Origin of the sequence: Tahibacter harae (assembly GCF_024437735.1) — a bacterium.
Classification (GTDB): Bacteria; Pseudomonadota; Gammaproteobacteria; order Xanthomonadales; family Rhodanobacteraceae; genus Tahibacter; species Tahibacter harae.
This window is the reverse complement of record NZ_JANFQO010000017.1, coordinates 109628-118969: the sequence shown is the minus strand read 5'-3', so window position 1 is coordinate 118969 and position 9342 is coordinate 109628. Positions and strand designations below refer to the sequence as shown.

9 protein-coding genes and 1 pseudogene are annotated in these 9342 nt (G+C 67.8%); 9 read left to right on the top strand and 1 reads right to left on the bottom strand.

Features of this window, described 5'->3' with window-relative positions; translation table 11 throughout:
- The 9 genes and pseudogenes from NM961_RS17465 to NM961_RS17425 form a co-directional block, all read left to right on the top strand.
- Positions 1-92: IS3 family transposase (locus tag NM961_RS17465; RefSeq protein WP_255915698.1), on the top strand; the 92-nt coding region annotated here is incomplete at its 5' end.
- A 72-nt stretch (positions 93-164) separates the two neighbouring features.
- Positions 165-593, top strand: a complete 429-nt coding sequence (locus tag NM961_RS17460) for a hypothetical protein (RefSeq protein WP_255915692.1) — start codon at positions 165-167, stop codon at positions 591-593.
- Positions 594-658: 65 nt separating this feature from the next.
- Positions 659-814: pseudogene (locus NM961_RS17455) on the top strand (IS5/IS1182 family transposase); the annotation flags it as partial.
- 383 nt (positions 815-1197) lie between these two features.
- Positions 1198-1662 carry a hypothetical protein gene (locus NM961_RS17450; RefSeq protein WP_255915691.1) on the top strand — a complete coding sequence of 155 codons (465 nt, stop codon included), beginning with the start codon at positions 1198-1200 and terminating at the stop codon, positions 1660-1662.
- A gap of 3 nt (positions 1663-1665) precedes the next feature.
- A complete protein-coding gene (locus tag NM961_RS17445) occupies positions 1666-2133 on the top strand; it encodes a hypothetical protein (protein ID WP_255915690.1) in 468 nt (155 codons plus the stop codon).
- A complete protein-coding gene (locus tag NM961_RS17440; protein WP_255915689.1) occupies positions 2102-2371 on the top strand; it encodes a hypothetical protein in 270 nt (89 codons plus the stop codon). The genes NM961_RS17445 and NM961_RS17440 overlap by 32 nt, the downstream gene beginning before the upstream one ends.
- Positions 2372-2400: 29 nt before the next feature.
- The gene (locus NM961_RS17435) at positions 2401-3504 is read left to right on the top strand and encodes an AI-2E family transporter (protein ID WP_255915688.1); all 1104 of its coding nucleotides are present in this window, start codon (positions 2401-2403) and stop codon (positions 3502-3504) included.
- Positions 3505-3553: 49 nt separating this feature from the next.
- Complete coding sequence (locus tag NM961_RS17430; RefSeq protein WP_255915687.1) at positions 3554-4699, top strand: pyridoxal phosphate-dependent aminotransferase; 1146 nt, start codon at positions 3554-3556, stop codon at positions 4697-4699.
- Positions 4700-4744: 45 nt separating this feature from the next.
- On the top strand, positions 4745-5560 hold the full coding sequence (locus NM961_RS17425) for an amidohydrolase (RefSeq protein ID WP_255915686.1): 816 nt from the start codon (positions 4745-4747) through the stop codon (positions 5558-5560).
- Between the two features lie 218 nt (positions 5561-5778).
- Here NM961_RS17425 and NM961_RS17420 read toward each other — a convergent pair whose 3' ends face one another.
- Positions 5779-9228: a S8 family serine peptidase gene (locus NM961_RS17420; RefSeq protein ID WP_255915685.1), complete on the bottom strand. Its 3450-nt coding sequence runs from the start codon at positions 9226-9228 to the stop codon at positions 5779-5781.
- Between the last annotated feature and the right edge of the window lie 114 nt (positions 9229-9342).

Below are 9342 nucleotides of genomic sequence, written 5' to 3'. Positions count from 1 at the left end.
AGTACATTGAGGTTGACTACAATCGAAACCGCCTTCACTCGACGCTCGGCTACCTCAGCCCAGAGCAGTTCGAGCGAGCACACGCCGCTTAAACGGGCGTCCGAAATCCAGGGGCAAGATCATAAGGGAGTGGCCGGAAAGAACATCGACCTTCGATCACTCAAATGCAAGGACGTGAACTCATGATTTTTTCTGCCGCAGAGTTTTTGAAGCTGTGCGCTAGTGCTGATCCGCAAGATATGCTGCGTAGTATTTCGGAATCTGCGTCGCAGGATATCTGGAATGAGTTGATCAAAAGTCACCGAAGTCGATGGATCGACATTGCACAGAATCGAACCATCCCGGAAGATATAGTGAGATTTTTGGCGAGCTGTGACGACAGTTTTGTGCGCGCAGTAATTGCAGAAAAAAGAAATATTCCATTGGATCTCTTCTTTGTGCTTTCAAGGGACGATGACGAAATTGTTCGAAGAAAGATTGCGTCAAATAGGAAGGTTCCTGATGAAGTGCTCTTTTTCCTGACCAGTGATCCTGTCGAAAGCGTTGCAAGTGTCGCGGATTACAACTGGGGGCTGCGATCAAAGATGCGTTAGGGAAGGCCTGAACAAGCCTCCCCAAATGTGTTGGGATAGCCCAACCCCAGGCAGGAACGCAGGCGATGGACCAGATGAGCTTCGGCGACGGCGAATATGAGAGCAAGCGCAAGCGTACCCGGGAAACGTTCCTTGCAGAGATGGGGCAGGTAATTCCGTGGACGATCCTGCTGAACCTGATCGAGCCGTTTGATCCTGCCCCTGCTTCTCGGACACCCGGAGTGAGACAGATGAGCAGGGGCAGGATCAAGTGTCTGCTTACCCTGATTGGTGACGTAGGTATTGCTGTGGTGCTTGGGTCCGGGGTTAATGTCCATATTTCAGTTTGCCGCTGACTGGGCCGAAGCAGGATGGCGGTGCGGGCTTGCTGGAATAGCCAGGCAGCGCAAGCAAGGCTGCGGTGATCGAGGTCGCGGCAACCGCCATACGGCCCGTATGCTGGCGGGGGACATGGCCCGTTACGAATTCCGACGGCCTATCGGCCTTTGACACGACCGCGACCACCGCCGCCTGATACTCTGACCAGGCTGCCGACAGGTGGGTCGGCCAGGCTGTCCGCCGGATCCGCGAGGATCCGTTCTTCCTGCGAAACGGGATGTACGACATGGCCCCTAACGAGAATACTGCCGCACGCAATGGCAAGGCGCGCAAAGCCGCGCCTGCTGACGAATCTGCCATCGATGCTCAGGCCGAAGCTGCGGCCGAGGCCAATGAAGCCGGCACGGTCTCGCCGGCCGAGGCCATACACGAACTCGGCGATACCCTCGGCCGGGCCTGGTCCGAGGCGCGCGCCAGCGTCAGCGGCATTGGCGCCCAGTTGGGCCAGCGCGCGCGCAATGTGCGTCAGGAGACGCGGGCGGCGGCCAGCGAGACGCGCGACGGGCTGCAGGACGCCATCGGCGGCATGGGCGAGCTGGGCGAGGAGATTGCCGATGATGCGATCGAACTGGGGCGTGCGGTCGGCGTCAGTGTTTCTGCCTTCGTGCGGCGGCATCCCATGCGTTCCGTCGCTATCGCGGCGGCGGCCGGCATGCTGGCAGCGCATCTGCTGCGCCGGCGCGGGCGCTGAGGCGTGAGCGAATCGGGCGACGACGGCGCCGCCGAACGGCCCCGGGCCGAGCCGCGCCGGCGCCGCCGCCGGCGTTCCCATCGTGGCCTGTTTGCCCGGCTGGGCTTCTGGCTGGAACTCGGCGCGGAGGTGCGCGACGCGGCTATCGCGCTATTGCGCGCCGAGGCGCGCCTGGCGCGTGCCGCGCTGCCGCAGTTGCTGGTCTGGCTGGCGGTGCTGAGTCTGGGCGGCGTGCTGTTGCTGGCCACGCTCTGGGGCGGGCTGCTGTACCTGCTATATCACTGGACCGGGTCGCTGGGCGAATCCCTGCTGTGGCTGGCGGCGGCCAGCACGGTGGTGACCGCAGGCGCCGCGTTTTTCCTGCGCGAGGCCGTGCGTGCGGCCAGTTTCGCCGAGTCGCGCCGGCGCATAGGGCATTGGCTGGAAAGGAGCGAGTCGCATGATAGGGCGGGCCGGGAAACTGCAGACTGAGGTGCAGGCTTCGGCGCGCCGGCTGGATGCGGCGCTGCAGGAGGTCGATGCCGAACAGAACGACGTGCGCCGCCTGACGCGCGCGGTCCCGCCGAAGTTGCTGCTCGGCGTCGGGCTGGCCGGCGGCTTCCTGCTGATGCTGCTGCCGCGGCATCTGCGCGGGCGTACCCTGATCGGGCTGGGCCGCTTCGCGCTGGAGCGCCTGCTGCCGCTGCTGGCCGGGGGCGGGCGCGAATGAATCCGCCTGGTCCGCCGCGCTGGTGGCGAATGCAATGGCACTGGGTGGAACCCGCTGGCGACGAGGCCAATGGCGCGGTCGACGAGGATGCGCGGCTGGTGCGGCGCCAGCAGCGCCAGATCGCCTCGCTGCGCCAGACCCTGGTCTGGCTGTCACTGCTGGCGACGCTGGCCACGATGTACCTAGCCAAGTCGCTGCTGGTGCCGGTGTTGCTGGCGCTGTTCCTCGCCTTGTCGCTGAATCCGCTGGTGGCCAGCCTGTCGCGGCGCTGGCTGCCGCGCGCCCTGGTCGCCCTGCTGGTGATGATTGCCGGCACCGGTGCGGCGACCTTGCTGGTGATTGCCGTGGCCGAACCGGCGCACCACTGGGTGGAACGTGCGCCCGAGGCGGCGCGCCTGGTCACGCCGCGCATGCGGGCGCTGACCCAGCAGATCGAGGCGGCCGGGCGCCTCACCCGTTCGGCCCTGGGTACGCGCGCGGAGGGACCGCCCACGCCGGTGTTGTTCGACGTGTGGGCGGCGGTGGAAGTGGCGCCGCGGCTGGCGGTGACACTGTTCAGCATATTCCTGCTGGTGTACTTCTTTCTGGTTTACGGCGAGACGCTGCTGCGCCGCGCCGCCGGGCTGGCGGCGACGGCGCAGTCGCGCCGCAACGCGCTGGACATCGTGCGCGTGATGCAGCACGAGATGTCGCGCTATCTGTTCACCACCACGGCCATCAACACCCTGGTCGGCCTGGGCGCCGGCCTGATTGCTTTCGCCACCGGCATACCCGACCCGCTGCTCTGGGGCGTCATGGCCTTATTGCTGAATTTCATTCCGTATTTCGGCCCGCTGTGCATGACGCTGCTGTTCGCCCTGCTCGGCCTGCTGACTTACTCCCGCCTGGGTACGGCGCTGACGCCGGCGGTGCTGTTCGCCACCCTGGTCATCATCGAAGGGCAGTTCCTCACCCCGCTGGTGCTGGGGCGGCGCATGAAGATCAACCCGCTGATGATCCTGCTCTGGCTGATGCTGCTGGGCTGGTTGTGGGGCGCCATCGGCATCGTGGTGGCGGTGCCGCTGCTGGTTGCGCTGAAGATCATCTGCCAGCGCGTGGAGGGCTGGGACTGGTTCGCCCGTCTGGTGGGCTGAGCCGGCGTGCTACCATCGGCGTCCATTTGGCCGTCCAAACGGATAGACGATGCAGATTCAGACCAAGCTGCCGAAAGTCGGCACCACCATCTTCACGGTGATGAGCCAGCTCGCCCAGCAGCACAATGCGGTGAACCTGGGCCAGGGCTTTCCGGATTTCGACGGCCCCCAGGCCCTGCGCGACGCGCTGGCCGCGGCGATGAATTCGGGCAAGAACCAGTACGCGCCCATGACCGGCATCGCGCCGCTGCGCGAGCAGATCGCGCTGAAGACCGAGCGCCTGTACGGCCGCAAGGTGAACGCGGATTCGGACATCACCGTCACCTCCGGCGCGACCGAGGCCATCTTCGCCGCGATTGCTGCGGTGGTGCGACCGGGCGACGAGGTGATCGTGCTGGACCCCTGCTACGACTGCTACGAGCCGGCGATAGACCTGGTCGGCGGCCGCGCCGTGCACGTGCCGCTGAACCTGCCGGATTTCAGCGTCGACTGGCAGCGGGTCAAGGATGCGATTACGCCGCGCACGCGCCTGCTCATGGTCAATAGTCCGCACAACCCTTCCGGTGCGGTGTTCTCCGCCGCCGATCTGGACACTCTGGCCGAAATCACCTGCGACAGCGAGATCCTCGTCCTCTCCGACGAGGTCTACGAGCACATCGTGTTCGACGGCGCCGCGCACCAGAGCGTGCTGCGCCATGCGGAACTGGCCGAGCGCAGCTTCGTGGTCAGCTCCTTCGGCAAGACCTATCACTGCACCGGCTGGAAGGTGGGCTACTGCGTCGCGCCGCGCGCGCTCAGCGCCGAGTTCCGCAAGGTGCACCAGTACCTCACCTTCTGCACCTTCGGCCCGGCGCAGTGGGCCTTTGCCGAGGTGCTGGCGAACGATCCGCAGCATTACCTGGACCTGCCGGCCTTCTACCAGGAGAAGCGCGACCGTTTCCGCGCGCTGCTGGCGCCGTCGCGCTTCCAGCTGCTGCCGGTGGGCGGCGCGTATTTCCAGCTGGTCGACTATTCCGCGATCAGCGACAAGGACGATCTGAATTTCTGCGAATGGCTGGTGCGCGAGGCCGGCGTCGCGGCGATCCCGGTATCGGCCTTCTACGAGACCGCGCCGGATGCGCGCATCATCCGCTTCTGCTTCGCCAAGAGCGATGCCACGCTGAGCGCGGCGGCCGAGCGCCTGGCGCGCCTGTGATTTCACGCCTGCACCCTCAGGCCCGCAATGGAAACCCGCACAACCATGAGCCAAGCAAGAGAATCCCTGCGCGTATCCCTGGTCCAGGGCGACACGCGCTGGCATGACGCCGCGGCCAACCGCGACTACTACGGCGCCAAGGTGCGCGCGCTGCGTGGGCAGAGCGACCTGATCGTGCTGCCGGAAACCTTCACCAGCGGCTTCACCAACGAAAGCCTGGGCAATGCCGAGAGCATGGACGGCGAAAGCCTGCGCTGGCTGCAGGCCCTGGCGGGCGAGGTCGGCGCCGTGATCACCGGCAGCCTGGTCACGCGGCTGGGCGACAAATGCGTCAACCGCCTGGTGTGGATGCGGCCCGACGGCAGCTACGAGATCTACGACAAGCGCCACCTGTTCCGCATGGCGCGCGAGCACGAGCGCTACGCCAGCGGCGAATCGCGCCTGATCGTGGAACTCAAGGGTTGGCGCATCTGCCCGCTGATCTGCTACGACCTGCGCTTCCCGGTGTGGATACGCAACCGCTACGACCGCAGCGCCGCCGGCCGTTTCGACTACGATCTGGTGATCTTCGTGGCGAACTGGCCCAGCCCGCGACGCTATGCCTGGCAGACCTTGCTGCGCGCGCGAGCGATCGAGAATCTTGCCTACTGCATAGGCGTCAACCGGGTCGGCAGCGACGGCAACGGGCTGAGCTATTCCGGCGACAGCGCGGTGCTGGATTTCCTCGGCCAGCCCCTGGTCGAACTGGGGGCGGCGGAACTGGTTGCGACGGCGACGCTGGATGCGGATGCGCTGGCCGCGCATCGCGAACGCTTCCCGGCCTGGATGGACGCGGACGCCTTTGAACTGGGCGCGGGCTGACCCGCTTTTTCTGCCGCAGTCCCGATCACTGGCGCACGGCGTGCGCAATAGCCCGCGGCGCCCAGGCCGGCCAGTCGAGTCCAGGCGCGGCAGCTGCTGTTGGTGGTAGCCAAAAAGGAGCGCAATTCGCGCTCCTTTTTGCTGTCGGCTGTCGGATCGCGGCGCTCGATCGACCGGCACCGCCCCGCAGCACGATCTTGCGAGTCCCGAATCCCAACCTAGCGCCGCTTCCCGTCCTGCTCAAAGCCGTTCGCGAAAATCCCGTCCGGCGCATTGGACTGGCAGCTCTTCACGCGGATGTCGTCCACGTACCAGCCATGCGGCTCCAGGCCCTCGGCGCTGTCGGTGGAGACGCGGAAGCGCAGGCGCACGGTCTGGCCGGCGTACTGTTGCAGATCGACCACCGATTTGCGGTACGGCCGCGTGCCGCACCAGACCGGCAGGCCGATGGCGGGGCCGGCGTTGGCGGCGCCGGTATAGGGATCGGTCAGCAGTTGTGCGTTCATGATCTGGGTCCAGCTGACGCCGTCGTTGGCGGAGATTTCCAGCAGGCCGCCGTCCCAGCAGGACGAGGCCGAGCGCGCTTCCAGGTTCAGGTCGCTGGCGAAGCTCAGCGTCAGCGGCAGCTCGCCTGCGGGCAGGGTGATCGGCGGCGAGATCAGGCGCTGGTCCGAGAGCGTGGTGAGATCGGCGGCCAGCCAGGAGCGGGTCGGCGACTGGGGCCGTGCCGTGCTGACGGCCCAGGTCGCGGCGCCGCTGCTGCCGCTGGTGCTCCAGCCGCTCATGTCGCCCTCGACATCGCTGGCGTAGATCACGCTGGGCTTCTGCAGCGCGTTGCAGTCGCCCGGCCCCGGCGCGGTGCGGAAGGTGAACACCGGCGAATTCGCGCCGCCGCCGCAGATATTGCTGCTGCGCACGCGCCAGTAATACAGCGTATTGCTGGCCAGTTCCTGCGGCAGCGCGAGGCTGGTGCTGGCGGCGCTGACCGTGTGCGCGAATACCAGCGTACTGAAACCGGGATCGGTGGCGACTTCGACCACGTAGTCGCCGGCCTGGTCCACCGCCTGCCAGCTCAGGGTCGGTTTCAGCACGACATCGCCGGCGCCGTCGCTTGGCAGATTCAGTTGCGGCGCGTCGGGTGCGGCCGTGGTCACGCGCACGTCGAACAGGCGGGTCTGGTTGCCGGTGCTGGCCGTGGCGTCGATATTGAAGCTGTAGTCGCCGGCGGCGACGGAACCCGGCATGAAGGTGATGGTGCTGGCATCGCCCGCATTCACGCTGGCCGGCATTGCGCTGACGCTGGCGCCGGCCGGCACGTTGCTGGCGGAAAATGCGACAGGGCCGTTGAAGCCAAGCACGCCGGCAGTGCCCAGGCTGAAGCTGGCGCTGGAGGTGGCGCAGATCGCCTGTGCGGTGGGCCGGGCCGACAGCACGTAGCCCGGTGCGGCGGCGCAGTTGTCGCAGACCAGGGCGAAATCCTGGTCGCTGGCGTCGGCGTTGCCGGGAATGCCGTCGCCGGGCAGGGCGCTGGCGCGCACGCTCAGGTTCAGCGTCCCGGCGGTGCCGGCGGGCAGGAATATATTTTCCACATTGTTTTTTGTATCCGGGCTGCCGCCCGGTACCGATGCGCCGGCGCTGAGCACGTTGCCGCGGTAACTGTCGGCGCCGTGCGTCACTTCCAGATCCAGATCGTTGACCAGGGCCGGATTCGCGCCGACCGCACCGGCGGCGTCGGTCCAGGCCAGGGTGATGCGCACCGGCCGGGAGCTTTCCACTACCTGGAGGTTGACCGTGTGCACGGCGCCGGGGCCGTCGAGCACCACGCTCTGGTCGATCACATGGCGCTGGGCCAGGCTGGCCGCGCTGCGGCGCAGGTTGATGCGGCCCCAGCCCTCGCTGTTGTTGGGTACATCGGCAGCGCCCATGTCCAGCGCGCCGTTGACCAGCAGGGCCTTGGCCAGGGCCGGGCTGGGCGTGCCGCCGTGGTTGATGCGCCACCATTGCGTCAGCACCGCCAGTGCGCCGGAGACCTGCGGCGCGGCCATGCTGGTGCCGCTGCACAGGGCGTAGTGGGAGCTGGTGCCGGGAATGGACTGGCCGCACTGGGCGGCACCGGCGCGGCGCATGGTCGAGGCGATCTGGTCGCCGGGCGCGCTCACGGTGGGCAGCACGCGGCCGTCCACGGCCGGGCCGCGGCTGGAGAAGTTGGCGATGGCGTCGATCGCGCCGATGCGGAAATTCAGCGAGGCGGCGGTGCTGATCGCGTTCTTGGCTTCCTTGGGCGCGGTCAGCGTCGCGGCGCCGGGGCCGGAATTGCCGGCGGAGAAGGCGATCATGAAGGGCTGGTTGCCGGGGGCGAGGAAATCGCCGTCGCGCACCATCAGGTCGAAGGTGCGCTCGCTGGCCTGGTAGCCGTGGGCGGTGCCTTCGCCGGTGGCCCAGCTGGCATTCATGCCGACGGCGTTGCCTTCCAGGCTGAGGCGGGACAGGGTCTGCCAGCCGCCGGCCGGCGGCCAGGCCGCGCCGGTGCAGAGCGGAAACAGTCCGGTGCCGGGCGCCAGTCCCTGGCCGTAGCGGAAGCCGGCCGGATCGTCCTCGTCGATGGCGCTGCCCGCACCGTCGCCCAGACCCAGGCCGGCGACGATCCCGGCGACATGGGTGCCGTGGCCGCCGCTGGCTTCGTCGTCGCCGTTAGGTGCGGCGCAGCCGGACAGACTGAGGCCGCCCTGCAGGCGCGGGGCGAGGTCGGGGTGGCCCAGGTCCACGCCGGTGTCGACCACCGCCCAGGTCACGCCGCTGCCGTCGTAGCCGAAGCCGGTCAGCCAGGGCAGGTAGCCGGTCTGCGGCTGGCCGGCCAGGTTGTAGTTGCCGGCGACGATCTGCGCCGCCATTTCATCCTCGTACTGCGGCTGCGGGCTGGCATAGGCCAGCGCGACGACCTGGGGCAGGGCGGCGATGGCCGCGAGCTGGCCGGCGTCCACCGTGATCCAGGCATCGAAGAAGGCCTGGTCCGGCTGCGCCGGCGCATGCTGCAGCACTTCGGCGCCGAGCTTGCGCAGCTGGCGCAGCACGGATTCCACATCGCCATCATTGTAGAAATGCACGTCGACATTGCCGATGCGGCCCTGGCGCGCGTGCAGATCGGGATTGACCTTGTACTGCGGCAGGAAGCCGCCCTGCCAGCGCACGTGCGGCGCGCGCGCCGCGGCCGCGGCGGCCTCGGGCGTGCCCCAGACCAGGAAAGCCTGGCCGGGGTAGGGCTGCAGCAGGCGCAGGCCATGGGCTTCGACGGCCTCGCGCCAGGCCGGGCGCACGGGCAGATCGAATTGCAGCAGATGCAGGCCGGCGCCGGCGGCGCTGAGCGGCAGCGCGTCCGCGCCGCTGCGCGGCGGATCGCGCAGGGGATCGAAGTCGACCTGGTTGAAGCGGATGCGGCCCAGCTCCGGCAGCGGCGTTGCGCCGATGGCGAGCAGCCGGCCGGCTTCGGCCGGCTGCACTTCGACAATCTGGAAGCTGCCGTAATTGACCGCGGACAGCGGCCGTACGCCGCTGCGCCCCAGCGCGGCGCGGGCGCTGTGATCCAGGCGCAGATGGACGCTGTCGGCGGCCAGGGCGGTGCCGCCGCCGCACAGCAGCGCGGCCAGGGCGAGATACAACGGTGTACGCATCGGGACTCCCCAGAACCAGCGGCGGCGGGCCTGGCCTGCGGCGCTGGTCGCATGCGGCAGCGCCTACGGCGCGGAACCCGTGGACAGCGGGACTATAGGCCAAGCGCCGCCGTG

What these genes read in the sequence shown, in the direction of transcription:
- NM961_RS17460 (WP_255915692.1), top strand. Translation starts at nt 165, where the DNA reads ATGCAAGGACGTGAACTCATGATTTTTTCTGCCGCAGAGTTTTTGAAG.
- NM961_RS17425 (WP_255915686.1), top strand. Translation starts at nt 4,745, where the DNA reads ATGAGCCAAGCAAGAGAATCCCTGCGCGTATCCCTGGTCCAGGGCGAC.
- NM961_RS17435 (WP_255915688.1), top strand. Translation starts at nt 2,401, where the DNA reads ATGCAATGGCACTGGGTGGAACCCGCTGGCGACGAGGCCAATGGCGCG.
- NM961_RS17420 (WP_255915685.1), bottom strand. Translation starts at nt 9,228, where the DNA reads ATGCGTACACCGTTGTATCTCGCCCTGGCCGCGCTGCTGTGCGGCGGC.
- NM961_RS17430 (WP_255915687.1), top strand. Translation starts at nt 3,554, where the DNA reads ATGCAGATTCAGACCAAGCTGCCGAAAGTCGGCACCACCATCTTCACG.
- NM961_RS17440 (WP_255915689.1), top strand. Translation starts at nt 2,102, where the DNA reads ATGATAGGGCGGGCCGGGAAACTGCAGACTGAGGTGCAGGCTTCGGCG.
- NM961_RS17450 (WP_255915691.1), top strand. Translation starts at nt 1,198, where the DNA reads ATGGCCCCTAACGAGAATACTGCCGCACGCAATGGCAAGGCGCGCAAA.